21 protein-coding genes and 2 tRNA genes are annotated in these 26,242 nt (G+C 41.7%); 3 read left to right on the forward strand and 20 right to left on the reverse strand.

Annotation, left to right across the window (positions count from 1 at the left end):
* Positions 1-52: 52 nt before the first annotated feature.
* The 11 genes from infB to rlmE all read right to left on the reverse strand — a co-directional run bounded on the left by infB (position 53) and on the right by rlmE (position 11,549).
* The gene (gene infB, locus K5Q58_RS01075) at positions 53-2,701 is read right to left on the reverse strand and encodes a translation initiation factor IF-2 (RefSeq protein ID WP_220751716.1); all 2,649 of its coding nucleotides are present in this window, start codon (positions 2,699-2,701) and stop codon (positions 53-55) included.
* 25 nt (positions 2,702-2,726) lie between these two features.
* Positions 2,727-4,226, reverse strand: a complete 1,500-nt coding sequence (nusA, locus tag K5Q58_RS01080) for a transcription termination factor NusA (RefSeq protein ID WP_220751718.1) — start codon at positions 4,224-4,226, stop codon at positions 2,727-2,729.
* Positions 4,227-4,253: 27 nt separating this feature from the next.
* On the reverse strand, positions 4,254-4,709 hold the full coding sequence (gene rimP, locus K5Q58_RS01085) for a ribosome maturation factor RimP (RefSeq protein WP_153915166.1): 456 nt from the start codon (positions 4,707-4,709) through the stop codon (positions 4,254-4,256).
* Between the two features lie 170 nt (positions 4,710-4,879).
* Positions 4,880-4,956 (reverse strand) — tRNA-Met (locus K5Q58_RS01090).
* 82 nt (positions 4,957-5,038) lie between these two features.
* Positions 5,039-5,123: transfer RNA gene (locus K5Q58_RS01095), tRNA-Leu, on the reverse strand.
* Positions 5,124-5,225: 102 nt separating this feature from the next.
* Positions 5,226-5,558: a preprotein translocase subunit SecG gene (secG, locus tag K5Q58_RS01100; RefSeq protein WP_220751720.1), complete on the reverse strand. Its 333-nt coding sequence runs from the start codon at positions 5,556-5,558 to the stop codon at positions 5,226-5,228.
* Positions 5,559-5,562: 4 nt separating this feature from the next.
* Complete coding sequence (gene tpiA / locus K5Q58_RS01105; protein ID WP_220751722.1) at positions 5,563-6,345, reverse strand: triose-phosphate isomerase; 783 nt, start codon at positions 6,343-6,345, stop codon at positions 5,563-5,565.
* A gap of 168 nt (positions 6,346-6,513) precedes the next feature.
* Entirely contained in the window at positions 6,514-7,878 is a 1,365-nt protein-coding gene (gene glmM / locus K5Q58_RS01110; RefSeq protein ID WP_374758467.1) for a phosphoglucosamine mutase, read from the reverse strand.
* 64 nt (positions 7,879-7,942) lie between these two features.
* A complete protein-coding gene (folP, locus tag K5Q58_RS01115) occupies positions 7,943-8,782 on the reverse strand; it encodes a dihydropteroate synthase (RefSeq protein ID WP_220751724.1) in 840 nt (279 codons plus the stop codon).
* Between the two features lie 124 nt (positions 8,783-8,906).
* On the reverse strand, positions 8,907-10,865 hold the full coding sequence (gene ftsH / locus K5Q58_RS01120; RefSeq protein ID WP_220751726.1) for an ATP-dependent zinc metalloprotease FtsH: 1,959 nt from the start codon (positions 10,863-10,865) through the stop codon (positions 8,907-8,909).
* A 54-nt stretch (positions 10,866-10,919) separates the two neighbouring features.
* Positions 10,920-11,549 (reverse strand): 23S rRNA (uridine(2552)-2'-O)-methyltransferase RlmE, encoded by a 630-nt coding sequence (rlmE, locus tag K5Q58_RS01125; RefSeq protein WP_220751728.1) that lies wholly within the window; start codon positions 11,547-11,549, stop codon positions 10,920-10,922.
* Positions 11,550-11,639: 90 nt separating this feature from the next.
* Here rlmE and yhbY point away from each other — a divergent pair, with 90 nt between their 5' ends.
* Positions 11,640-11,939, forward strand: a complete 300-nt coding sequence (gene yhbY / locus K5Q58_RS01130) for a ribosome assembly RNA-binding protein YhbY (protein ID WP_055023703.1) — start codon at positions 11,640-11,642, stop codon at positions 11,937-11,939.
* 153 nt (positions 11,940-12,092) lie between these two features.
* Here the strand turns inward: yhbY and greA are convergent, their stop codons facing one another.
* The 9 genes from greA to dnaK form a co-directional block, all read right to left on the reverse strand.
* A complete protein-coding gene (greA, locus tag K5Q58_RS01135) occupies positions 12,093-12,569 on the reverse strand; it encodes a transcription elongation factor GreA (RefSeq protein WP_220751730.1) in 477 nt (158 codons plus the stop codon).
* Between the two features lie 266 nt (positions 12,570-12,835).
* Complete coding sequence (gene carB / locus K5Q58_RS01140) at positions 12,836-16,060, reverse strand: carbamoyl-phosphate synthase large subunit (RefSeq protein WP_220751732.1); 3,225 nt, start codon at positions 16,058-16,060, stop codon at positions 12,836-12,838.
* A 27-nt stretch (positions 16,061-16,087) separates the two neighbouring features.
* On the reverse strand, positions 16,088-17,245 hold the full coding sequence (gene carA / locus K5Q58_RS01145; protein ID WP_220751733.1) for a glutamine-hydrolyzing carbamoyl-phosphate synthase small subunit: 1,158 nt from the start codon (positions 17,243-17,245) through the stop codon (positions 16,088-16,090).
* 181 nt (positions 17,246-17,426) lie between these two features.
* Entirely contained in the window at positions 17,427-18,239 is an 813-nt protein-coding gene (gene dapB, locus K5Q58_RS01150; RefSeq protein ID WP_220751735.1) for a 4-hydroxy-tetrahydrodipicolinate reductase, read from the reverse strand.
* A gap of 52 nt (positions 18,240-18,291) precedes the next feature.
* Complete coding sequence (locus K5Q58_RS01155; RefSeq protein WP_153916385.1) at positions 18,292-18,906, reverse strand: FKBP-type peptidyl-prolyl cis-trans isomerase; 615 nt, start codon at positions 18,904-18,906, stop codon at positions 18,292-18,294.
* A gap of 101 nt (positions 18,907-19,007) precedes the next feature.
* On the reverse strand, positions 19,008-19,805 hold the full coding sequence (locus K5Q58_RS01160) for a M48 family metallopeptidase (RefSeq protein WP_220751737.1): 798 nt from the start codon (positions 19,803-19,805) through the stop codon (positions 19,008-19,010).
* A 127-nt stretch (positions 19,806-19,932) separates the two neighbouring features.
* Positions 19,933-21,165 (reverse strand): DEAD/DEAH box helicase, encoded by a 1,233-nt coding sequence (locus K5Q58_RS01165; RefSeq protein ID WP_220751739.1) that lies wholly within the window; start codon positions 21,163-21,165, stop codon positions 19,933-19,935.
* Positions 21,166-21,328: 163 nt separating this feature from the next.
* On the reverse strand, positions 21,329-22,462 hold the full coding sequence (gene dnaJ, locus K5Q58_RS01170) for a molecular chaperone DnaJ (RefSeq protein WP_220751741.1): 1,134 nt from the start codon (positions 22,460-22,462) through the stop codon (positions 21,329-21,331).
* An 87-nt stretch (positions 22,463-22,549) separates the two neighbouring features.
* Positions 22,550-24,469, reverse strand: coding sequence for a molecular chaperone DnaK (gene dnaK, locus K5Q58_RS01175; protein ID WP_220751743.1), 1,920 nt, complete (start codon positions 24,467-24,469; stop codon positions 22,550-22,552).
* A gap of 272 nt (positions 24,470-24,741) precedes the next feature.
* Between dnaK and K5Q58_RS01180 the strand changes: the two genes are divergently transcribed.
* Positions 24,742-25,677 (forward strand): DMT family transporter, encoded by a 936-nt coding sequence (locus K5Q58_RS01180; protein WP_220751745.1) that lies wholly within the window; start codon positions 24,742-24,744, stop codon positions 25,675-25,677.
* Between the two features lie 216 nt (positions 25,678-25,893).
* On the forward strand, positions 25,894-26,223 hold the full coding sequence (locus tag K5Q58_RS01185; protein ID WP_259651193.1) for a hypothetical protein: 330 nt from the start codon (positions 25,894-25,896) through the stop codon (positions 26,221-26,223).
* Positions 26,224-26,242 lie beyond the last annotated feature (19 nt).

The raw sequence follows: 26,242 nt of genomic DNA on the forward strand, positions 1-26,242 counted from the left end.
ACCTTATAGCTTTATATAAATAAAAAAGGCGGCTAACGCCGCCCTTTCTGTGTTACAGCGTTCTGGCCACTTCGACCGTCTCAAAGACCTCAATCTGATCGCCAACTTTGACGTCATTGTAGTTCTTCACACCGATACCACATTCCATGCCGTTACGAACATCGTTAACGTCATCTTTGAAACGACGTAGCGATTCAAGTTCACCTTCGTAAATAACCACGTTTTCACGTAGAACACGGATAGGAGCACTACGTTTGATGGTACCTTCAGTAACCATACAACCCGCAATAGCACCAATCTTAGGCGACTTAAATACATCACGAACTTCAGCAAGACCAATGATTTGTTGCTTGAATTCAGGAGCAAGCATGCCCGTCATTGCCGCTTTAACTTCATCAATCAAGTCGTAGATAACGCTGTAGTAACGTAAATCAACACTTTCAGCTTCAATAGTCTTACGTGCTTGTGCATCAGCACGAACGTTGAAACCAACCATGATTGCATTTGATGCTGCAGCCAGTGTTGCATCAGTTTCAGTTAGTGCACCAACGCCACGAGCAATAATGCTAACTTTAACTTCGTCAGTAGACAGTTTAGTTAATGAATCACAAATTGCTTCAAGTGAACCTTGAACATCAGCTTTAAGTACAATATTAAGCTCTTGTACTTCGCCTTCAGTCATGTTGGCAAACATGTTTTCAAGTTTAGACTTCTGCTGACGTGCAAGTTTAACATCACGGAATTTACCTTGACGATAAAGTGCAACTTCACGAGCTTTACGTTCATCACGTACAACTGTCGCTTCATCACCCGCTGATGGCACACCAGAAAGACCTAAAATCTCAACTGGGATTGATGGACCCGCTTCAGTGATGCTCTTACCGTTCTCATCTTTCATCGCACGGATTTTACCGTACTCAAGACCACAAAGAACGATATCACCTTGGCGTAAAGTACCTTCTTGAACAAGAACAGTAGCAACTGGGCCACGACCTTTATCCAATTTAGATTCAATAACAACACCCGCAGCCATACCTTCACGAACAGCTTGAAGCTCTAATACTTCAGCTTGTAAAAGAATGCCTTCAAGTAACTCATCAATACCAGTACCTGCTTTAGCTGAAACGTTTACGAACATATGTTCGCCGCCCCAATCTTCAGACATAACACCGTGTTGAGCTAATTCACTCTTAACACGTTCAGGATCAGCTTCTGGCTTATCCATTTTGTTAACCGCAATGATTAACGGCACGTTACCAGCTTTAGCATGTTGAATTGCTTCAATTGTTTGTGGCATCGCGCCATCATCTGCAGCAACAACCAATACAACGATATCAGTAGCCTTAGCACCACGAGCACGCATTGACGTAAACGCCGCGTGACCAGGAGTATCTAAGAAAGTGATCATGCCATTATCAGTTTCAACGTGGTATGCACCGATGTGCTGGGTAATACCACCCGCTTCACCATCAGCAACTTTTGCACGACGAATATAATCAAGTAATGATGTCTTACCATGGTCAACGTGACCCATAATGGTAACAACTGGAGCACGGTTTTCTAGTACAACATCATCTTCATCACGATCACCAAGAACTTGATGCTCTAATTCGTTTTCACGAAGTAGTACCACTTTATGGCCCATTTCTTCAGCAACCATTTGTGCTGTTTCTTGGTCCAAAATTTGGTTAATCGTAACCATTGAGCCCATCTTCATCATTTGTTTGATGATTTCAGTAGCTTTAATAGACATACGTGAAGCCAATTCTGCAACAGAAACGGTTTCGCCGATGCGGATTTCGCCTTTTACTACTGCAACTGGTTTGTTAAAACCATGCGCCATTGATTCTGGAGCAGTGCTTTGGTTACGTGCGCCTCTAGAACGGTTATCACGACCGCCTTTGCCACCACGTTTCTTGTTAGCATTTTTGTTGCGAGTACGACGACCGCGTTTTTCTTCAGCAGCATCTGAGGTATCTTCTGCAGCACGAGCGGCTTTAGAAGTCGTGATATGGTGGTCACTGTTTTTCTCAGCTTCAATACGTTGACGCTCTTCTTCAGCCCAACGCTTTGAGTTTTCTTCAGCTAGTTTACGCGCAGTTTCTGCTGCAGCTGCTGCTTCTTCTTTTTGCTTCTTGGTTAATGCTTCTTCTTGAGCTGCTTTGATGCGATCAGCTTCTGCTTTAGCGGCTGCTGATTCAGCATCTTCAACTTTAGCAGGCTTAGCTTCGGCTTTTGCTTTCGCGTCAGCTTCTTTCTTCGCTTTAGCTTCTGCGTCGGCTTTAGCCTTAGCTTCTGCTTTAGCTTTATCTTCAACAGCTTTTGCTTCTGCTGCAGCCTTAGCTGCCGCTTCTGCTTCTTGTTGCTGTTTAGCTTGAGCTTCTGCTTCTGCTGCTAACTCACTATCATCACGCTTAACGAAAGTACGTTTTTTACGTACTTCAACTTTAACGTCTTTAGATTGTCCGCCACCTGCATTGACACTTAAAGTAGACACTGTTTTGCGTTGAAGCGTCATTTTCTGAGGCTCTTTATCCGCACCGTGTTGCTTTTTTAAGTGATCTAATAAGGTTTGTTTCTCTGTTTCAGAAACGCTATCAGCTTTACTTTTCTTAATTCCTGCTTCGGCAAACTGTTCAATCAGTCTGTCTACATTCTTGCCCACTTCTGCGGCCAATTTATCTATACTTGTATCTGCCATCAATTAAATCCCCCTGTTGATCGACTTATGCTTCTTCGCCAAACCAACAGATATTACGGGCAGCCATGATGAGCTCACCTGCTTTTTCTTCTGTCAATTCTTCAATATCGATTAAATCGTCAATACCTTGTTCTGCTAAGTCTTCTAAGGTCGACACACCTTTACTTGCAAGAACATATGCTAAATGCTTTTCTAAACCATCTAACGCTAATAAGTCAGCAGCAGGTTCTGCACCATCAAGTGCTTCTTCTGTTGCTAATGCTCTAGTCGAAATCGCCGCTTTTGCACGTTCGCGCAATGCAGCAACAATATCTTCATCAAAACCGTCAACTTCTAACAGTTCTGCTTCTGGTACATATGCAATCTCTTCTAACGAAGTAAAACCTTCTTCTGCTAGAACAGTCGCGAAATCTTCATCTACGTCTAAAGTTTCAACAAATAAGTTAACAACTTTAGCGCTTTCAGCTTGATGCTTAGCAGTAAGCTCTTCAACCGTCATTACGTTTAGTTCCCAGCCAGTTAACTGAGTGGCTAAACGAACGTTTTGACCGTTACGACCAATTGCTTGAGCTAAACTGTCAGCTTCTACTGCGATATCCATAGAGTGGTTGTCTTCATCAACGATGATAGAAGCAACATCAGCAGGAGCCATTGCATTAATCACGTACTGTGCTGGATTATCATCCCACATTACGATATCAACACGCTCACCACTTAACTCGTTAGATACAGCTTGTACACGTGCACCACGCATACCAACACAAGCACCGATTGGATCAATTCGCTTATCGTTTGTTTTCACTGCGATTTTAGCGCGAGCGCCTGGATCACGAGCTGCGCCCATGATTTCAATCATTTCATCTAAAATTTCAGGTACTTCTACTCTGAATAATTCGATGATCATCTCTGGCTTGCTACGAGTTAAAAATAACTGTGCGCCTTTTGCTTCAGGACGTACGGCATAAAGTAATGCACGAACACGATCGCCAGGGCGGAAAGATTCACGGCTAATGATGTCTTCTTTGTAGATAACACCATCTGCATTGTTACCTAAATCAACGACAACACTTTCGCGAGTGCTCTTCTTGACAACACCAGTAACAATCTCACCTTCACGTTCGATGAACTGTTCTACGATTTGAGCACGTTCAGCTTCACGTACTTTTTGTACGATAACTTGCTTAGCTGTTTGCGTCGTAATACGGTCAAAAACAACTGAATCAATTTCATCTTCAATGAACTCACCAGGTTGAATCTCTGGGTTTTCAAATTGAGCAGCTTCAAGCGTAATTTCGCTATAAGGATTTTCTAAAGCTTCGCCTTTATCATCGACAACCATCCAACGACGGAATGTGTCGTAGTGGCCTGTTTTACGGTCGATAGCTACGCGAACTTCAATTTCGCCTTCGTATTTTTTCTTAGTTGCTGTGGCTAGAGCAATTTCTAGCGCTTCGAATATTTTTTCGCGTGGGACGGCTTTTTCATTTGATACCGCCTCTGCGACTAGCAGAATCTCTTTATTCATTGTGTTGCCTCGTTCACCTTGAAACTATCAAAACTTTGCAATAACGTTGCCTTTACGGACATTATCTAAAGCCACAATCAAATCTTCACCATCTACAGTTATCGTTAGCATTTGCCCTTCGATAGCAGTGATAGCACCTTTTAAATTACGACTACCTGCAACAGGCATCGTTAACTGTACTTTTGCATCTTCGCCGATATAAGCAGCGTATTGCTCAGCCGTAAATAATGGTCTATCTACACCTGGCGATGAAACTTCTAGTGTGTATTCTGTCGAGATTGGGTCTTCAACATCTAGAACAGCACTAACTTGGCGGCTGGCTTCAGCACAATCTTCAATATTGATCCCACTTTCACCATCAATAAATACACGTAATATTGAATGACGCCCTGCATGGACAAACTCAATACCCCAAAGTTGAAAACCTAACGCTTCAACAGGTACTGTCAGCATTTCTGTCAGTTTAGTTTCTAATGTTGCCAAAAATGACCCCCAAAAACGAAAAAAAGGGCAAATAGCCCTCGAAAAGTCCGTAAAATCACGGAGTTACTAAGCTCCATATAACAGAAAACCCCGTAATAACGAGGTCTTAAATATAGAACCTTTTAATTGAATTTACATTGCAGCACTGCAAATAAGTAAAAACAATAAGCTGGTTGCGGGGGCCGGATTTGAACCGACGACCTTCGGGTTATGAGCCCGACGAGCTACCAAACTGCTCCACCCCGCGACAACTTGCGCAATTATATTAACTTACGTCTTTGCTTGCAATAATTAATCAATTTAACTTTAAAATGATTAATTAAATTTAGTGGTGCGGATGGTGGGACTTGAACCCACACGACCTAAGTCACCAACCCCTCAAGCTGGCGCGTCTACCAATTCCGCCACATCCGCTTACTACTAAATTTTTACCAGTCGTTATCATATTTAATTGAGGAAATTAAGATAACTCAATGACTGTGGTCTTACTTTATTTGCTTCTATTAAAGAGGCAAATTAATCAGGGATTTTAGTCTCTGATGTTTCAGCCTGAGTAGGAGCTTGTTCAACTTGCTCTACTGCAGAACCTAAATCGTTCCAAGCATCATCTTTTTTAGAATGGTTTGCACTTAAGTTACCTAAAGTAAGACTTAAAGCAAAAAAAGCAATTGCTAAAACAGCTGTGCTTCGGGTCAGGAAATTACCTGCACCGTCTGAACCGAATAGCGTCCCTGATGCGCCAGCACCAAATGAAGACCCCATGTCAGCCCCTTTACCTTGTTGAATCAAAATCAGTCCAACAAGACCAATTGCTACAACCAAGTAAACTACAATTAAAACTTCATACATAATATTAAGCGCTCATCGCAATGGAACATAAACTTAAAAACTCGCTAGAGTTTAAGCTAGCTCCGCCAATCAATCCACCATCGACATCTGGTTGGGCAAATATATCTGCAGCATTTGATGGAGTAACACTACCACCATAAAGAATGCGAATATTTTCTCCAATAAATGGAGACACTTCAGAGAGTCTATTACGAATAAACGCATGAACTTCTTGCGCTTGCTCTGGAGTTGCACTTTTACCAGTACCTACAGCCCATAAAGGCTCGTAAGCGATAATGGCATTATCAAAAGCCATGGTGCCATTCTTTTCGATCACAATGTCTAACTCTTCAGCAATCACTTCAAAAGTTCGTCTTGCTTCACGAGCTGGACCTGATTCTCCAACACAAAGAATCGGCGTCAAACCATGTTTTTGTGCTGCAGCGAATTTCTCTGCAACGATATTACTTGTTTCGCCGTACATACGACGACGCTCGGAATGGCCGATAATGACATATCGACATCCTGAATCTTTTAGCATTTTACCGGAAATTTCACCAGTATAGGCACCAAAGTCATGTTGACTGAGGTTCTGTGCGCCCATTCTTACAAGCGCACCATCTAAGGTTTGCTTATTTGCTTCAAGTAGCTGTCTAACACTTTCAAGATAAATTGAAGGTGGACATAAAACTACTTCTGCAGAATCATTTTGGAGCTTAGTAGCAAACTTGCTGAATAACTCTTGCGCTAAAGGCGCATTGCCATTCATTTTCCAGTTGCCAGCTACCATAGGACGTCTGAGTGCCATTACTGTCTCCTTTGAAAGCGGCGTGAATAATAACGAACCGCCAAACAAGTTACAATAGCTAAGTCAGGAATATTTGTCATAACATGACAGAATGTTGTTTTTTTACTCTCTGACTTTAGATATTAATAAATAACCAAATATTAAATAAAACTGTTGTTGATTGTATAATCAACTTTGCGACAAACCTACCTTTTTAACCACATCAGCGATTTGGTTTGCAAAGGTTGTGACAAGGTCAATATCTTGCCCTTCCACCATAACTCTAATCAATGGCTCAGTACCTGATTTTCTTAATAAAACCCGACCTGTTTTACCGAGCTTTATTTCAACCTGGTCTTTTATCGTTTGAACAGCTACCGACTCAAGTGGGTTTAACTCACCTTCAAAACGAACATTAACCAAAATTTGCGGTAACATTTTTAATGGTGCAACTAACACGTCAAGTTCAGTCTGTTGATTTTGCATTGCAGCGAGCACCAATATAGCTGCAACAATACCATCACCTGTTGTGCCGTGATCAAGATTTAAAATGTGCCCTGAATTTTCACCGCCAATCCGCCAATCATTTTGACGCATTAACTCCATTACATAACGGTCGCCAACATTAGAACGCATGAAAGGTACATTAAGTTTTGTTAAAGCCAGCTCTAAACCAAGATTTGACATCAAAGTGCCCACTACACCGCCTTTAAGCTCATCATTCTTTATGGCATTGCACGCTAGAATATATAAAATTTGGTCGCCATCGATGACATGCCCATACTTATCGACCATCATAATACGGTCGCCATCACCATCTAATGCAATGCCCGCATCAGCTTGATGCTTAATGACTTCGGCACAAATAGCATCCATTGATGTTGCACCGACATCTTCATTGATATTAAGACCATTGGGTTTATCACCAATAGTAATTACCTCAGCTCCTAGCTCTTTAAAAACACTCGGTGCAATATGATAGGTAGCCCCATGGGCACAATCGACAACCAATTTCATGCCATTAAGTGTTAATTCAGCAGGAAAATGCCCTTTACAATATTCAATATAGCGACCCGCAGCATCGTCGATTCGTGCAGCCTTACCAAGTAAATGGGACTCAACACAAATAAGTGGTTTGGCAAGCTCATTTTCAATCTCGAGCTCCAACTCATCATCAAGTTTACTGCCGTCTGCAGAAAAGAATTTAATGCCGTTATCGTAATAAGGGTTGTGGGATGCGCTAATGACAATACCCGCTTCGGCTCTAAAGGTACGAGTGAGATAAGCAATGGCAGGGGTTGGCATAGGACCGACTAATAAAACATCCAGCCCTGCAGCAGACAAGCCCGCCTCCAAAGCTGATTCAAATAGATATCCTGAAATACGAGTGTCTTTACCAATGATCACTTTTCTAGTACCACTTCGCGATAGTACTCGACCAGCGGCCCAACCTAACTTCAAAGCCAGTTCAGGCGTCATGACCCCTGCACCGACTTTGCCTCGAATGCCATCGGTGCCAAAAAGGGTTCGGTGTTGCAAGTTTTGTTTCTGCATTAGTACCTCACATTAAGTGAATTCACACTAACTCAATCAGCCAAACTAACAAATTACTAAAATTTTACTGATGTAAACTCGCCATTGTTGCCGACATGACCGTTAATGCATCAACGGTTTCTTTTACATCATGCACTCGTAAAATCTGTGCTCCTTGCTGGGCGGCAATCATTGCGCCAGCAAGACTACCAGCGAGCCGTTCATCTACACTTCGCTGCAGTAAATCGCCAATCATGCTCTTTCTAGAAAGCCCTACTAAAACGGGTAGATGTAGGCTATGAAGTTCTGGTAACTTAGCCAATAACTCATAGTTATGCTCTAAGGTTTTGCCAAAGCCAAAGCCAGGATCAAGGATGATGTTTTCTCGCGGCATACCTGCAGCAACGCAGTAATCGAGACGCAAAGATAAAAACTCACTCACCTGATCCATCACATTTTCATACTCTGGTGAATCTTGCATATCTTTTGGCTGACCTTGCATGTGCATTAAGCAAACTGGGACATCTAGACTCGTCGCCATAGCAACTGCGCCTGGCTCTTGTAATGCACGCACATCATTAATGATATGAGCCCCAGCAGCGACAGCTTTTTCCATCACTTCAGGTTTGCTGGTGTCAATTGAAATCCACACATCGTGATTCTTAGCGACATATTCAATGACAGGAATGACTCTTGATAATTCTTGGTCAACGGATACAGTATCGGCGCCAGGCCTAGTCGACTCTCCACCGATATCGATAATTAACGCGCCTTCAGCTATGACTTTATCTGCATGTTCACAGGCTTGTTTAACCGTCGCATGTTGACCACCATCAGAAAAAGAATCAGGAGTTACATTGATAATTGCCATCACAACAGGACTAGTTAGCGACAATATTTTATCGCCAGACTTAATTTCAAACACACAACCTCACTTAAATAGAACTTATAAAAAGTATCTTTATAGAAATATGACTTAAATATGACACTAGTACAACAAATATAAAAAAACCCCTTTCGGGGCTTTTTTGAAACTTCAAATCAACAGCTTATTTTGCAGGTGACTCATCAGTTTTTGGTTCGGTATCTGGCTTCTCAGCTGCAGGTTCTTCAGCAGGTTCTTCTGTTGAATTTGCTTCAGGTGTTACTGGTGTACCTTTATCTTGGTCGTCCATTGAATCATCAGCTTGCCAATCGGCAGGTTGACGCACTTCACGGCGATTCATCAAGTCATCAATTTGCTCAGCATCAATAGTTTCATACTTCATCAATGCATCTTTCATTGAATGAAGAATATCCATATTGTCAGTCAAGTATTGATTAGCACGCTCATAGTTACTGTCGATCAAGTGTTTCACTTCTTGATCGATCATGCCTGCTGTTTCGTCAGACATATTCTTAGATTTAGCCATGCTGCGACCTAAGAACACTTCGCCTTCATCTTCAGCGTACAAAACAGGACCCAACTTCTCTGAGAAGCCCCATTGGGTAACCATGTTACGTGCAATAGACGTAGCATACTTAATATCTTGAGATGCACCAGTTGACACTTTTTCGCCACCATAAATTAGCTCTTCAGCTAAACGGCCGCCATAAGCAACAGAAATTTGGCTTTCAAGTTTACGTCGGCTTTGGCTAATAGCATCAGCTTCCGGTAGGAAGAAAGTCACACCTAATGCACGACCACGAGGAATAATCGTTACCTTATGAACTGGATCGTGCTCAGGCACCAAACAACCCACAATAGCATGACCGGCTTCATGATAAGCCGTCATTTCTTTTTCTTCCTCAGACATCACCATGGTACGGCGTTCTGCACCCATCATGATTTTATCTTTAGCACTTTCGAACTCTTCCATTCCTACTACGCGGCGATTACCACGAGCAGCGAATAAAGCCGCTTCGTTAACTAAGTTAGCTAAGTCAGCACCAGAGAAACCTGGCGTACCACGAGCGATAACACTGGCTTTAACACCGTCACCTAATGGTACTTTACGCATATGTACTTTAAGAATTTGTTCACGACCACGTACGTCTGGCAAGCCAACAACCACTTGACGGTCAAAACGACCAGGACGAAGTAATGCAGCATCTAATACGTCAGGTCTGTTTGTTGCAGCAATGACGATGACACCTTCATTACCTTCAAAACCATCCATTTCAACCAACATTTGGTTCAATGTTTGCTCACGTTCATCGTGACCACCACCAACACCGGCGCCACGTTGACGACCTACAGCATCAATTTCATCGATAAAGATGATACAAGGTGCAGATTTTTTAGCTTGTTCAAACATGTCACGCACACGAGATGCGCCGACACCAACAAACATTTCAACAAAGTCAGATCCTGAAATAGTAAAGAATGGTACTTTAGCTTCACCGGCAATCGCTTTAGCAATCAGAGTTTTACCTGTACCAGGAGGACCCACTAGCAACACACCAGTAGGAATACGACCACCTAACTTTTGGAATCGAGTTGGTTCTTTTAAGTAATCAACTAATTCTTTAACGTCTTCTTTTGCTTCATCACAACCTGCAACATCAGCAAAAGTGGTCTTAATTTGGTCTTCGCTCATCAATTTGGCTTTACTCTTACCAAATGACATAGCGCCTTTACCGCCACCGCCTTGCATTTGACGCATGAAGAAAATCCATACACCGATAAGCAGTAACATTGGGAACCAAGAGATGAATATTTGGGTTAAGAAACTAGATTCTTCAGCTTCCTGCCCTTTCATTGAAATCCCTTTGCGATCAAGATCATTAATTAAATCTTGGTCATACATAGGCATAATTGTGGTGAACTTCTCTCCAGAACGTTTGATTCCTTCAATAGTTCGCTGGTCACTTTTGATTTCAACCGAATTGATATTGCCATTACGGACACTATCTAAAAATACGGAATAGTCCATCTTCTGCGATGACGAAGAAGAGGGGGAGTAACCCTGAAAAACTGACATCAGCACAACGGCGATGACAACCCAGAGAATTAAATTTTTTGCCATGTCACTCAAATTTCTAGACCTCTTGAAGACCCACGATAATTAATCGTTAGACTACTATAACTTGTAACCAGTCGCCACTATATACACTTCACGTGAACGTGGTCGCGATGAATCTGGTTTTCGTGTTTTAACGGTAGTGAAAGCTTGTCGAACTGCTTTCATGTACTCGTCAAAGCCCTCCCCCTGAAAGACTTTTACTGCAAAACTCCCATTAGACGCCAATACTTGATGGCACATATCTAATGCTAATTCTACAAGATACATCGCCCTAGGTTGGTCCACTCCATCTGAACCACTCATGTTTGGCGCCATATCAGAAAGCACTACATCCACTTTATCCTCACCAACACGGTCAAGTAAAGCGTCAAGCACTTTCTCTTCACGGAAATCGCCTTGTAAAAAGTCAACTCCCACAATTGGATCCATTGGTAAAATGTCACACGCGACCAATTTACCTTTTTCACCAACCAATTTAACAGCAATTTGTGACCAGCCGCCAGGCGCAGCACCTAAATCAACAACTGTCATACCTTGTTTAATGAGTTTATCTTTTTGTTGGATTTCTTCCAACTTAAATGCTGCGCGAGAACGTAAACCTCGCTTTTGAGACAATTTAACGTAGTGATCGTCAAAATGTTCTTGCATCCATCGGCTCGAACTAGCCGAACGTTTTTTCGTTGCCATTTAAATTCCGTAACGATTTGGAGTTACATAAAGCTTATATAAGGGTAGAATAGCCGTTTTTCAACAGTAACATTCAAAAAGTTGGTACAAATGAACTTAACAACCAAACAAAAACAGCATTTAAAAGGCCTGGCGCATAACTTAAAGCCAGTAGTGCTGCTTGGTGCTAATGGTTTGACCGAAGGTGTGCTGGCTGAAATTGATAGTGCACTCACTCATCATGAACTAATAAAAGTGAAAGTAGGCTCTTCTGATAGAGAGCTTAAAAATGCTGTCGTTGACGCGATTATTCGCGAAACACAATCAACCAAGATACAGCTTATCGGACACACCTTAGTTATTTTCCGTCAGTCTGCTGAAATGAAAGTTGCCATTCCAAAAGCAAAATAATTTCGTCAAACAACTTAAGGTCTAATGTTCATCTTGCAGTCAATACGATTCAAATATTCATTCTGACCTAAAAAAACCACTGCCATGCAGTGGTTTTTTTATCACTATAAAATATCAATCTTAAGTAGTAATTAATATTGATATCAAATATGACTAGATATATTCAACCGCAGTAATTTCATACTCAGCTGTGCCACCTGGTGTTGTGATAGCAACTTCATCATCAATACTCTTACCAATTAAGCCGCGAGCGATTGGAGAATTAACTGAAATTAAGTTCTCCTTGATGTTTGCTTCATCATCACCAACAATGCGGTAAGTTGACTCAGCATCAGTATCAACATTTAAAATTGTCACAGTTGTACCAAAAATTACCCGTCCGGTATTTGGCATAGCTGTTACATCAATAATTTGGGCATTAGATAATTTGCCTTCAATATCACGAATACGCGCTTCACAAATACCTTGTTCTTCACGTGCTGCGTGGTACTCAGCATTTTCTTTTAAGTCGCCTAATTCACGCGCTTCAGCAATAGCAGAAGTAATACTTGGGCGACGTTCAAATTTTAATTCATCTAATTCTTTGCGAAGCTGCTCAGCTCCAATAATCGTCATAGGGACGGTATTCATAATGTCTTATGTCTCCTTTAAAAACAAAAGCACCCCGTGTCGACGTTTAGTCAACACAGTTAAATCTGGTTAATTCGCATAGCGCACGATCTTTACAACAAAAACGTTTTAATGATGCGGTGTCTTGCGTTGAGGATGCATCTAATGATGATGCTCTAAGCTTACATAAACTTGAGATTACTTACTACTGACTGTCAAAAAATAGTAATAAAAAAGACTGCACGAATGCAGCCTTTTTAATCAAATAAGCAAATAATTAAACAATATTAATTTTTTGCGATTCTTTCATGTAATTCTTGAACTGAACTCACATTATTTCTGTCGTCAGCTGAATGTGCCATACACGTTGCGAAAGCTGCATTCAATGTTGTCGTGTAATTCACTTTGTAACGAAGTGCTCCACGACGAATTTGACGTGAATCTTCAATCGCTTGACGCCCTTCTGTCGTATTAATGATGTAAGTGTATTCACCATTTTTAATACGGTCGAGAATATGCGGACGACCTTCATGTACCTTATTCACTAGGCGAGGGTTAATACCCGCTTCGCCAAGTACTACTGCGGTACCATGACTAGCATCGATTTCATAACCTAGTGAAATTAGCTTAGCAGCCAGTTCAGCTACACGTGCTTTATCACTGTTACGTACTGAGATTAATGCACGACCTGACTTAGGCACTTCTGAGGTAGCACCAAGTTGCGCTTTAGCGTAGGCTTCAGCGAATGTGTCACCCACACCCATTACTTCACCTGTTGAGCGCATTTCAGGGCCAAGCATTGGGTCAACACCTGGGAACTTGTTAAATGGCAATACCACTTCTTTCACTGAGAAATAAGGAGGGATAACTTCTTTAGTAAAGTTCTGTGATGCTAAGCTTTGACCTGCCATAACACGCGCTGCAATCTTCGCTAATGGAATACCAGTCGCTTTAGACACAAACGGGACAGTACGAGCAGCACGCGGGTTAACTTCAATCATGTAGATTTCGTCATCTTTAACCGCAAACTGAACGTTCATCAAACCAATTACACGTAATTCCATTGCTAATTTAGCAACTTGCTCACGCATACGGTTTTGTACGTCTTCGCTTAAACTGTAAGGTGGCAATGAACAACCTGAGTCACCTGAGTGAACACCCGCTTGTTCAATGTGTTCCATGATAGAACCTACAACCACAATTTCGCCATCACAAACTGCATCAATATCAATTTCAATCGCATTATCTAAGAAGCGATCAAGCAATACTGGAGATGAGTTAGATACGCTAACAGCTTCGTTAAAGTAACGACGTAAGTCTTGCTCGTCATAAACGATTTCCATTGCGCGGCCACCTAGTACATATGATGGACGAACAACTAACGGATAACCGATACGCTCAGCTGAAATAACCGCACCTTCTACTGTCGTAACAGTATCATTTTCAGGTTGCTTCATTTCAAGACGTTGAATCGCTTGTTGGAAGCGTTCTCTGTCTTCTGCGCGGTCAATAGAGTCTGGGCTAGTACCAATAATAGGTACGCCAGCAGCTTCAAGAGCGCGAGCAAGTTTAAGTGGAGTTTGACCACCATATTGAACGATAACGCCTTTTGGCTTTTCAATACGAACAATCTCAAGTACGTCTTCAAACGTAACAGGCTCAAAGTATAAACGGTCAGATGTATCGTAATCAGTTGAAACTGTTTCAGGGTTACAGTTAACCATAATGGTCTCGTAACCGTCTTCACGCAATGCTAGTGCCGCGTGTACACAACAGTAATCAAACTCAATACCTTGACCAATACGGTTAGGACCACCACCAAGAATCATGATTTTATCGCGCGTTGATGGCGCAGCTTCACATTCTTCTTCGTAAGTTGAATACATGTAAGCCGTATCAGTCGCAAATTCTGCAGCACAAGTATCAACACGCTTGTAAACAGGGTGCATACCATAGCTATCACGGATCTTACGAACTTCGGTTTCGCTTACACCTAAGATTTCAGCTAAACGTGAATCAGCAAAACCTTTACGTTTAAGCTTAAGTAAGAATTCTTGATTTAGACCAGACATCCCTACTTCTGAAACTTTAGCTTCTTGAGCAATGAGATCTTCAATTTGAACTAAGAACCAATGGTCAACGTTTGTCAGTCTGAAAATTTCATCACGGCTAAGACCTGCACGGAATGCATCAGCGATGTACCAAATACGATCAGCACCCGGCTCTTTTAATTCATGACGAATTTGCTGCATGCTTTCTGGAAGCGTAATGTCGATAACAGAATCAAAACCATTACGACCGACTTCTAAGCCACGTAATGCTTTTTGCAGTGACTCTTGGAAAGTACGGCCAATCGCCATTACTTCACCTACTGACTTCATTTGAGTCGTCAGACGATCATTGGCACCAGCAAATTTCTCGAAGTTGAAGCGAGGAACTTTAGTCACAACGTAGTCAATAGCAGGCTCGAATGATGCTGGAGTACGGCCACCAGTAATATCATTCATTAGCTCATCTAGAGTAAAGCCAACAGCCAGTTTTGCAGCCACTTTAGCAATTGGGAAACCCGTTGCTTTAGATGCTAATGCAGATGAACGAGATACACGCGGGTTCATCTCGATGATAACCATACGGCCTGTATTTGGACAAATACCAAACTGAACGTTAGAACCACCAGTTTCCACACCAATTTCACGCAGTACTGCTAAAGAAGCATTACGCATTAATTGGTATTCTTTATCTGTTAATGTTTGCGCAGGAGCAACTGTGATTGAATCACCAGTATGTACACCCATTGCATCGAAGTTCTCGATTGCACATACGATAATACAGTTATCGTTGCGGTCACGAACCACTTCCATTTCATACTCTTTCCAACCAATGAGCGATTCATCAATCAATAACTCGCTCGTCGGTGAAAGCTCAAGACCTTGAGAACAAATGTCTTCAAACTCTTCTTTGTTGTATGCGATACCACCGCCACTGCCACCCATGGTGAAAGAAGGACGGATAATACATGGGAAGCCTACTTGCTCTAAAACGCCATGAGCTTCTTCCATTGTATGAGCAATACCAGCACGTGGACATTCAAGACCAATGGCTTTCATTGCAGTATCAAAACGACTACGGTCTTCAGCTTTATCAATTGCGTCAGCTGTTGCACCAATCATTTCAACGTTAAATTCTTTTAGTACGCCTTCAGCTTCAAGTTGAAGAGCACAGTTAAGCGCAGTCTGACCGCCCATGGTAGGCAAAATCGCATCAGGTTTTTCCTTAGCGATAATGTTACGAACCACTTCCCAATGAATCGGCTCGATGTATGTCGCATCAGCCATTTCTGGGTCAGTCATGATCGTTGCAGGGTTAGAGTTAACTAGAATAACTCGGTACCCTTCTTCACGCAGCGCTTTACAGGCTTGCGCGCCAGAATAGTCAAATTCACATGCCTGACCAATTACGATTGGGCCAGCGCCTAGGATTAGAATACTTTTAATATCAGTACGTTTTGGCATTGCTTCTATCTTCTCCGAGTGACCTAACTATTTAGCGTTTTGACGAAATTGCTCAATCAATTCAATGAAATGATCAAACAGCGGTGACGCATCTGTCGGTCCAGGGCTCGCTTCAGGGTGGCCTTGGAAACTAAACGCTGGCTTATCAGTAAGGTGAATACCTTGCAGTGAACCATCAAATAACGACTTATGTGTTACTTTAATGTTCTCTGGTAATGTCGCTTCATCAGCAGCAAAACCGTGGTTTTGGCTGGTGATCATTACATTACCTTTTTCGATATCGCTCACAGGATGGTTTGCACCATGATGACCAAACTTCATCTTCAAGGTTTTAGCCCCTGATGCTAGTGCTAGCAACTGGTGACCAAGACAAATACCAAATACTGGAATATCAGTTTTTAGGATTTCTTGAATAGCAGTAATAGCGTAATCACATGGCTCTGGATCCCCTGGGCCATTTGATAGGAATATCCCATCTGGATTCATCGCTAATACTTCTGCAGCAGAAGTTTGCGCAGGTACTACAGTCACATCACAACCACGGTCAACTAACATACGTAAGATGTTACGTTTGATGCCGTAATCGAAAGCAACCACTTTATATTTAAGTTCTGACTCAGGCGTCTCATCAGGTAAACCGCCAACTAAACGCCAGCTAGCTTTACGCCATTGATAAGTAGACTCGGTAGTGACTTCTTTTGCTAAGTCCATACCTTTTAAACCAGGGAATGCCTTCGCTGCCGCTAATGCTTTAGCTTCGTCGATATCGCCAACCATAATACAGCCGGCTTGCGAACCTTTTTCACGTAAAATACGAGTTAGTTTACGTGTATCAATATCCGCGATACCCACAACATTATTCGATTTTAAGTAATCGCTTAATGATTGTTGGTTACGAAAGTTGCTGGCTAATAGAGGTAAGTCTCGAATGATAAGACCACAAGCATGAACTGAATCAGATTCTGTATCTTCATCATTAGTGCCGGTATTACCAATATGAGGGTAAGTTAAAGTTACGATCTGGCGAGAATATGACGGATCCGTTAAAATCTCTTGATAGCCTGTCATTGAAGTATTAAAAACTACTTCACCAACAGTGAGTCCATCGGCACCAATTGCTGTGCCAGAGAATACGGTTCCATCTTCGAGTACGAGTAAGGCAGACTGTGTCAACGCGACCTCCAAAAAAAAGAGCCAAGCCACTGAAATTATGGCTGTTTTATTTTTACAAACCTACCAATTTACGAAATTTTGGCAAATTCCAGCGATTTTATATGAATTAAGTAAAAGCGTCTATGCTTTGTTATTTTATTTTGGGAACAATTATTCCCAAAAAAAAACCACCGAAGGTGGTTTTTTTAAAATATTAATTGAGTCCTAACACTTGCTGCATGTCGTATAAGCCTGAATCCTGATCGGATAACCAATAGGCTGCACGCATTGCACCGTTAGCAAATGTCATTCGACTGGTCGCTTTGTGAGTTATTTCAACTCTTTCACCGATATCGGCAAACATCACGGTATGATCGCCAACAATATCACCGGCACGTATAGTAGAAAAGCCAATGGTATTCCTATCTCGTTCACCCGTCATACCTTCACGACCATAAACAGCGCACTCTTCAAGATCTCGGCCGAGGGTATCAGCAATCACTTCACCCATTTTTAATGCCGTACCAGATGGCGCATCTTTCTTGTAACGATGATGGCCTTCAGTAATCTCAATATCTGTGTAATCGCCCATGACTTTAGCAGTCAACTCTAATAGCTTTAGGGTTAAGTTAACGCCAACAGACATATTAGGAGCAAACACAACAGGTGTCAGTTCAGCAAATGCATTAATCATCTCTTTTTGAGCATGATTAAAACCTGTTGTACCAATCACAATCGCCTTATTATTTTTTGAACACCAATCAAGATGAACAAGCGACGATTCTGGAGAGGTAAAATCAATTAATACATCAAAGTGTTCTGATGCAATATCTAATGAATCTGTAATCGCGACATTCATAGTGCCAACGCCAGCAAGCTCACCCGCATCTACACCAATAAGGGTAGAACCAGTTCGCTCAACAGCTGCACCTAAATAAATCATTTCATGTTGCTTAGCAGCTTCAATCAATGTGCGACCCATTCGGCCACTGGCACCAACAACAGCGATTCTTACTTTTGCAGTCATGTCTTTCTCCCAGTGATACAAAAACGCCTAAGTTAGACTTAGGCGTTAATCATTAAACGATTTCTAATAATTCTACTTCAAACACTAACGCCGAGAATGGCGGGATTGAAGCACCAGCACCACGTTCGCCATAAGCTAAGTGTTGTGGAACGAATAATTTAAGCTTAGTACCAACTGGCATTAGTTGTAATGCTTCAGTCCAACCAGCGATAACACCAGAAACAGGGAATTCAGCTGGCTCGCCACGAGCTACAGAGCTATCGAATACTTCACCGTTGATGAAAGTACCGTGGTAGTGAGCACGAATAGTTGAATCAAGTGTTGGCTTTTCGCCTTCGCCTTGTGCAATAACTTCGTATTGAAGACCAGAATCAGTAACTGTAATACCTTCACGCTTAGCATTTTCAGCTAAGAAGTTTTCGCCTTCAGCAGAAGCTGCTGCAGCAGCTTCTTCTTGAGCAGCTTGTAAACGACGGCTGATTTCAGTGAAAGCCACTTGTAAGTCTTCCATTGCAACAGCGCTTTCTTTACCTGCAAACGCATCCGCTAGACCAGCTTGTACTGCAGGGATATCGATACCTTCGAAAGAGTTAGCAGCTAGTTGCTCACCCATTTGACGACCTACACCGTAACTTGCTTGCTGTTCCATTGTGTTGAACTCTGACATAACTTATTTACTCTCAATTCATCAGTTAAAATTTGCGGGGCAGTTTAGCACACTTTAAAGCGTGATGGGCGCTAATCTGCGGTGATATTGACTATTTTTCATTAGCCATTTTTACATTGTGTCAGTGACTGTTTTTTTGCAGACTCATATAAAGGGGCTGTCTTCGCCTGCAGCGCTTTTAAATCAGAAATACGAGTCGAATGCGATGGATGAGTAGAGAACAACTCAGGTCCTTGTTCGCCGCCAGCTTTCGCCATGTTTTGCCATAATGTCACGCTCATTGCAGGGTTAAAACCCGCTTTTGCCATTAACTCTAAACCTAACTCATCAGCTTCACTTTCTTGGTCTCGGCCAAAAGGCAGTAAAATCCCTACCTGAGTACCAAGGCCTAAACCTGCCATATACAAATCTTTATTAGAAACGCCGCCAGCGCCTAATGCCACATCAGCCAGTTGCATGCCAGTGTTGGTCATTTGAGCCCGTGACACTTGCTCGTTACCATGCCTTGCTAATACATGTGCGACTTCATGGCCAATAACAGTAGCAAGCTGGTCAGGATCATTTGCCACTTCTAACAAGCCGGTATACACCCCAATGTGACCACCTGGCAGTGCAAATGCATTCACCTGCCCAGAATCAAACAACACAACTTCCCACTGTAAGGATTGATCTGGTAGTACTGCTGTAATGCGGTTAGCTACACAGTTCACATAGGTTGTTTTTTGCTTATCATTACTGATTTTTTGTTCTTTTTTCATCGCAGTAAATGATTGCTCCCCCATTTCAGTCATTTGATTTTTATCAAATAACAGCACTTGGCTACGGCCTGTAGGTGACTTTGTCGTTGCACAACCTGCCAATAACACTGGGATCATTAATGTCAGCGCTAATTTCTTCATTTTACATCCCTTTAAATAATGACTTGTTAACGGAGTAACTCTATCTATTTACAATATTTTAAACCGTTTCAGTTATTCAATACAATGAAACAGATGACTTGATTAAGGTAAGTTTATGAATACAGAATCAGCGAGTGCTGCGCTTTTTAGTAAAGTCACGACTGCTGCGTTTTTTGGCCGTTCGTCTATTTGCCTGCTTATCTTTAGCAGGGCGTGTGCTATTGGGATCCACCTGTTTATCAGTAACAGGGTAACCTTCTAACTCACTCAGAGGTAATGCCTGAGTCGTGAGTTCCCTAATGGCTGCTAACCTTTGCATTTCTGCATGGCTGATAAACGAGATTGCTTTACCACTTAATCCAGCGCGAGCAGTTCGGCCAATACGATGAACATACACTGAAGCCTGCTCAGGTAATTCAAAGTTAATCACTACCGGTAATGCTTCAATATGGATCCCACGTGCTAATACATCGGTCGCGACTAATGCAGTTAATTGCTTGGCTTTGAATTTTTCAAGGATCTGACTGCGCTGAGCTTGCTCTTTGTTACTATGTAACGATGCAGCATTTATTTTCGCTTTTAGCAGTTTTTTACATAAGGCATCCGCATCGTCTTTGGCATTTACGAACACGATTACCTGAGCCCAATCGTTATGCTTAATCAGTTCAATTATCGCTTTCGCTTTGCTGCCTTTATTGATGTGATAAATCGTTTGAGTGATATCTTCAACTATGGTGTTTACCACATCAGCCTCTACACGAACTGACTTATTGCTCAATATTTGCTGAGTTAATACATTTAATTCATCAGGCATGGTTGCGGAAAATAACAATGTTTGCCTTTTTGGCATCTGAGCAATAAGTGCCTTAATATCTGCGATAAAACCCATTTCTAAAAGTCGGTCGGCTTCATCTAAAACCAAATACTTTAAATCATCAAACTGCACTACACCTTGCGTGACCAAGGCAAGTAATCTACCGGGTGTTGCCACAATGACATCGGCATTAGTTGATAAACGCTCTTTTTGCAGTTCAATGTCTTCTCCGCCACATACAAGCTCAACCCGAACATTTATCACTGCTGAAACTTGCGATAATCCATCAGCAACTTGCTTAGCCAGTTCCCTCGTCGGCACGATAATGACGGCAGATAACCCCATTGACTGATTTTGATTAATACTGTGCAAAATGGGTAAGCCAAAAGCATAGGTCTTCCCGCTACCGGTTTGTGCCAGCGCTATGACATCTCGTCCATTTAACACTTCGGGAATCGCTTTTCTTTGTACTTCAGTTGGTTTAACGACTGAAGCAGGCAAAGCACCTACTAGCATTGGGTTAAGCAAAAACGACGAAAACGACATGCAATTTGCACCTAATTGAAGGGATTTAATATGGAGGACTGTTTTGCAATAGTATTCAGTAGAATGATTTTTTTGCAATAAAAAAGGCTGTTTACTTAGTGTAAGCAGCCTTTATATGTGTCAGAAGTTATCAATGTGTCGATAACTTAGACCTTTTCGACGATTAGCTATTTAAATCGTGAAAGAATTTTTTAACGCCATCGAAGAAACCTTCAGCCTTAGGGCTATGCTTCTTAGATTGACCAGTCAGTGTCGCTTCAAATTCGCGTAATAACTCTTTTTGCTTGTCGTTTAGGTTAACCGGAGTTTCCATAACAACCTTACAAAGCAAATCACCTACAGCATGACTGCGAACTGATTTAACCCCTTTGCCACGCATACGGAACATACGTCCAGTTTGTGTTTCAGCAGGAATTTTCAGGTTCACTTTACCATCAAGTGTTGGTACTTCGATTTCACCACCAAGTGCAGCTTTGCTGAACGAGATAGGTACTTCGCAGTACAGGTTATTACCGTCACGAGTAAAGATGGCGTGTTCACGAACGCTGACTTGAACATATAAATCACCAGGAGGTGCGCCAAATTCACCAGCTTCACCTTCACCAGATAAGCGAATACGGTCACCCGTATCAACACCAGCAGGAATTTTAACTGATAATGTTTTGCTCTTCTCAACGCGACCTTCACCATGACATTTGTTACATGGATCTTTAATGATCTTACCGCGGCCATGACAAGTCGGACAGGCTTGTTGAACAGCAAAGAAGCCTTGACGCATCTGTACCTGGCCTTGACCATGACAGGTGCCACAAGTAGTTGCTGAAGTGCCCTTCTTAGCGCCACTTCCATCACAGGTATCACAAGCTGCTAGTGTTGGAATGCGTAACTCTTTTGATAAGCCACGAACAGCTTCTTCAAGCGATAACTCAAGGTTGTAACGTAAGTCACTACCACGAGCCGCTTGACGTTGCCCACCGCCACGACGTCCACCGCCAAAAATATCACCGAACACGTCACCGAAGATATCACCGAAATCGCCAGCGCCACCATGACCACCGCCGCCACGGTTAGGATCAACACCAGCATGACCAAATTGATCATAAGCTGCTTTTTTATTGGGATCCGTTAGAATTTCGTAAGCTTCTTTAACTTCTTTAAAGCTTGCTTCAGCTTCTTGATCACCAGGGTTGCGATCCGGGTGAAACTTCATCGCCAAACGTTTATAGGCTTTTTTGACTTCTCGTTCACTAGCGTCACGACCGACACCAAGAACTTCGTAATAATCTCGCTTTGACATAATCTCAGTTTTCTCAAGCAGGTATTGTACGAACGGGCGTTAGAGATTTCTCTCAACGCCCGCCTGAAAGTTAACTAACTATTTAGCTTACTTTTTGTCGTCTTTTACTTCTTCAAACTCAGCATCAACAACATCATCTTCAGGCTTAGCTTCTTGAGCATCTTGTGCTGGAGCTTCACCTTGTTGTGCTTGTGCATTAGCTTGAGCAATTTCCATTAATTTAGCTGACGCTTCCATTAATGCTTGAGTTGCTTTATCAATTGCTTCTTTGTCGTTACCTTTAGTAGCAGTATCAACTTCAGCCATTGCAGCTTCAATCTTCTCTTTTTCTTCAGCAGGTAATGCTTCGCCAGCTTCTTCGATTTGCTTCTTAGTCGCGTGAACCATGCCATCAGCTTGGTTACGAGCTTGAACTAGCTCTTCGAATTTAGCATCTTCATCAGCATGAGCTTCAGCATCACGTACCATTTGCTCTACTTCTTCGTCGCTTAGACCAGAGTTAGCTTTAATAGTGATGTTTTGCGCTTTACCTGTTTTCTTATCAGTTGCTGATACGTTTAAGATACCATCGGCATCGATATCAAATGCAACTTCAATTTGAGGTTGGCCACGTGGAGCAGGCTCAATACCTTCAAGGTTGAACTGACCTAAAGACTTATTGTAGCTCGCTTGCTTACGCTCACCTTGAAGTACGTGAATAGTCACAGCACTTTGGTTGTCGTCAGCAGTTGAGAAAACTTGCTGTGCTTTAGTAGGGATAGTAGTGTTTTTCTCGATTAGACGAGTCATCACGCTACCCATAGTTTCGATACCGAAAGAAAGCGGTGTTACGTCAAGTAACAATACATCTTTAACGTCACCAGAAAGTACACCTGCTTGAATTGCCGCGCCTACCGCTACAGCTTCATCAGGGTTAACGTCTTTACGTGGCTCTTTACCGAAGAAATCAGTTACTGCAGCCTGTACTTTAGGCATACGAGTTTGACCACCAACAAGAATAACTTCGTTGATATCAGAAACTGATAAGTCAGCATCAGCTAGAGCAACTTTTAGTGGCTCTAAAGAACGTTGAATTAAGTCATCTACTAAAGACTCTAACTTAGCACGAGTGATTTTAACCACTAAATGCTTAGGACCTGTTGCATCTGCAGTGATGTAAGGCAGGTTAACTTCAGTTTGAGTTGTGCTTGAAAGTTCAATTTTCGCTTTTTCTGCAGCTTCTTTAACACGTTGCATTGCTAGCGGGTCGTTACGTAGGTCTAGACCTTGCTCTTTTTTGAACTCATCAGCTAAATAGTTGATTAGACGGTTATCGAAATCTTCACCACCTAAGTGAGTGTCGCCGTTAGTCGCCAGTACTTCGAAAGTTTGGTCGCCATCGTTGCTATCGATTTCAATGATAGAGATATCGAAAGTACCACCACCTAAATCGTAAACAGCAACAACATTGTCGCCTTGCTTCTTATCGATACCGTAAGCTAATGCTGCAGCAGTTGGTTCGTTGATGATACGTTTAACATCAAGACCAGCAATACGACCAGCATCTTTAGTTGCTTGACGTTGTGAATCGTTAAAGTAAGCAGGAACAGTAATAACTGCTTCAGTTACTTCTTCACCTAAAAAGTCTTCTGCAGTTTTTTTCATCTTTTTCAAGATTTCAGCAGAAACTTGTGGTGGAGCCATTTTCTTACCGTGTGCTTCAACCCATGCATCACCATTGTCAGTACCAATGATTTTGAAAGGCATGATGTCAACATCACGTTGAACTTCGTCATCTTTAAAACGACGACCGATTAAACGCTTAATCGCGAAGAAAGTGTTAGTTGGGTTGGTAACCGCTTGACGTTTAGCTGGTGAACCCACCAATGTTTCATCTTCAGTGTATGCGATGATAGATGATGTAGTACGTTCGCCTTCAGCGTTCTCAATTACGCGAGCTTTGTCGCCATCAAGGACAGCAACACAAGAGTTTGTTGTGCCTAAGTCAATACCAATAATTTTGCCCATGAGGATCTCCGAAATATAAAATTTTAGTGTTTCTAAATTTGCTTATGGTTGTTGATATGGGGTCAGGATTTGTAATTTCAAGTCCTAATTTTTGCCTCTCATATCAGCCTTACTGCATATATTGGGACAGCGATCAGAATTACAAGGGCTAGATCGTAAATTTATTTAAAATATCTTGAGCAAATAGAAATTAAATAGTGCACTCATTTTGCATATTGCATACAATCTTGAAAAATATCTCACCTGCTTATTATTCTCAAATAGGAAAGACATTGTCGAACACTACTCTTGCTTACATTTATGGCCTTTTGGCCGTATTACTGTGGTCGACTGTCGCGACTGCATTTAAAATTGCACTAGGTTATTTCACCCCACTGCAACTGGTTTTTGTGGCAGTCATTACCTCTATTTTTGCGTTAAGTATGATCGTAATAGCCCAAGGTCATTTTGGTTTAATCGCTAAACAATTTATCAAACGACCGCTATTTTATTTATTCACTGGTCTATTGAATCCATTTTTATACTATTACGTTTTATTTGAAGCCTATGACTTGTTGCCCGCCCAGCAAGCATTGTCACTTAATTACACTTGGGCAATATTACTGCCAATTTTAGCGGTGCCTTTACTAGGCCATAAACTGACTAAAGTCGATGTAATGGCGGCATTTATTGCTTATAGCGGCGTTTACGTTATTGCTAGCGGCGGTAATCTCACCAGTTTTAACTTTGATAGCCCAACAGGCATCGCGTTTGTATTAAGCAGTACGGTGATCTGGTGTTTGTATTGGGTGATTAATACTAAAGATGATGGCGATGCGATTGTCAGTCTATTACTGAGCTTTCTCATTGGCTTACCATTTGTTACAGCTGCAATGATGCTGCATCAACCCATTGAAGCAATAAGCTGGTCAGCACTGGCAGCTGGTATGTATGTTGGGCTTTTTGAAATGGGCTTAACTTTCGTACTATGGTTAATGGCACTAAAAACCACCAATAAAACTTCGAATATCACCACACTGGTATTCTTAACGCCGGTATTATCTGTTGCTTTAATTTCAGTGATATTAAAAGAGCAAATCACCGTAAGTACATACATAGGATTATGTTTCATTCTAACAGGGCTAATACTGCAAAAAGCATTACCAAAATTAATTCAAAAACCTATGCCTATGCTAGTACATAAGCTTATGTCTAAAGTTAAACAATAGAATCAGTCGACTATTTAAAAATAAATACGCGAGATAGTTCTATCAGTACAGTAGCTAATTGGTAACTTCACGATGTTTGTACTTAACGCTATTTAGTAACTGATCTTATTAATACCTGACTATATTTAGTACTAACCTTAATAAGCTGGTTGTCAGCTAGCTTATTAGTTGTTATTAATATGTTACATGTAAATAATGGAGATATTGGCAATGGGAATGCCGCGGTGGAATTTTAGTGACACTGTCGAAACAAGGATCCGTATTACCAGTTTATTAATAACGGTATGCATCATGGTATTTGAGTATTGTTATGGTGATAGCTCAACTCAATACCCTGCTATGTATATCTGCGTTTTTATTTTTCCTGCTGTCTATTTTACTAACCGCATTCAATCTAAATACTTTCCATTCATGAAAGAGTATGTGCAAGCTACTCGTATTGCCGCGATCATCATGACATTAAGCAGTTTTGGAGTTTGGTGTTATGCCACCTATTTACGTTTAACAATTCCAGCCATGCCGAGCCACCTTATTTATACTCAATAGTCCGTCGTAAAGTAACCAA

The organism is Shewanella sp. KT0246, from assembly GCF_019654955.1.
Lineage (GTDB): Bacteria > Pseudomonadota > Gammaproteobacteria > Enterobacterales > Shewanellaceae > Shewanella > Shewanella goraebulensis.

Coding starts and splice junctions, on each gene's coding strand:
- infB (WP_220751716.1), bottom strand. CDS start 2,701: ATGGCAGATACAAGTATAGATAAATTGGCCGCAGAAGTGGGCAAGAAT.
- nusA (WP_220751718.1), bottom strand. CDS start 4,226: ATGAATAAAGAGATTCTGCTAGTCGCAGAGGCGGTATCAAATGAAAAA.
- secG (WP_220751720.1), bottom strand. CDS start 5,558: ATGTATGAAGTTTTAATTGTAGTTTACTTGGTTGTAGCAATTGGTCTT.
- tpiA (WP_220751722.1), bottom strand. CDS start 6,345: ATGGCACTCAGACGTCCTATGGTAGCTGGCAACTGGAAAATGAATGGC.
- glmM (WP_374758467.1), bottom strand. CDS start 7,878: ATGCAGAAACAAAACTTGCAACACCGAACCCTTTTTGGCACCGATGGC.
- ftsH (WP_220751726.1), bottom strand. CDS start 10,865: ATGGCAAAAAATTTAATTCTCTGGGTTGTCATCGCCGTTGTGCTGATG.
- rlmE (WP_220751728.1), bottom strand. CDS start 11,549: ATGGCAACGAAAAAACGTTCGGCTAGTTCGAGCCGATGGATGCAAGAA.
- yhbY (WP_055023703.1), top strand. CDS start 11,640: ATGAACTTAACAACCAAACAAAAACAGCATTTAAAAGGCCTGGCGCAT.
- greA (WP_220751730.1), bottom strand. CDS start 12,569: ATGAATACCGTCCCTATGACGATTATTGGAGCTGAGCAGCTTCGCAAA.
- carB (WP_220751732.1), bottom strand. CDS start 16,060: ATGCCAAAACGTACTGATATTAAAAGTATTCTAATCCTAGGCGCTGGC.
- dapB (WP_220751735.1), bottom strand. CDS start 18,239: ATGACTGCAAAAGTAAGAATCGCTGTTGTTGGTGCCAGTGGCCGAATG.
- K5Q58_RS01155 (WP_153916385.1), bottom strand. CDS start 18,906: ATGTCAGAGTTCAACACAATGGAACAGCAAGCAAGTTACGGTGTAGGT.
- K5Q58_RS01160 (WP_220751737.1), bottom strand. CDS start 19,805: ATGAAGAAATTAGCGCTGACATTAATGATCCCAGTGTTATTGGCAGGT.
- K5Q58_RS01165 (WP_220751739.1), bottom strand. CDS start 21,165: ATGTCGTTTTCGTCGTTTTTGCTTAACCCAATGCTAGTAGGTGCTTTG.
- dnaJ (WP_220751741.1), bottom strand. CDS start 22,462: ATGTCAAAGCGAGATTATTACGAAGTTCTTGGTGTCGGTCGTGACGCT.
- dnaK (WP_220751743.1), bottom strand. CDS start 24,469: ATGGGCAAAATTATTGGTATTGACTTAGGCACAACAAACTCTTGTGTT.
- K5Q58_RS01185 (WP_259651193.1), top strand. CDS start 25,894: ATGCCGCGGTGGAATTTTAGTGACACTGTCGAAACAAGGATCCGTATT.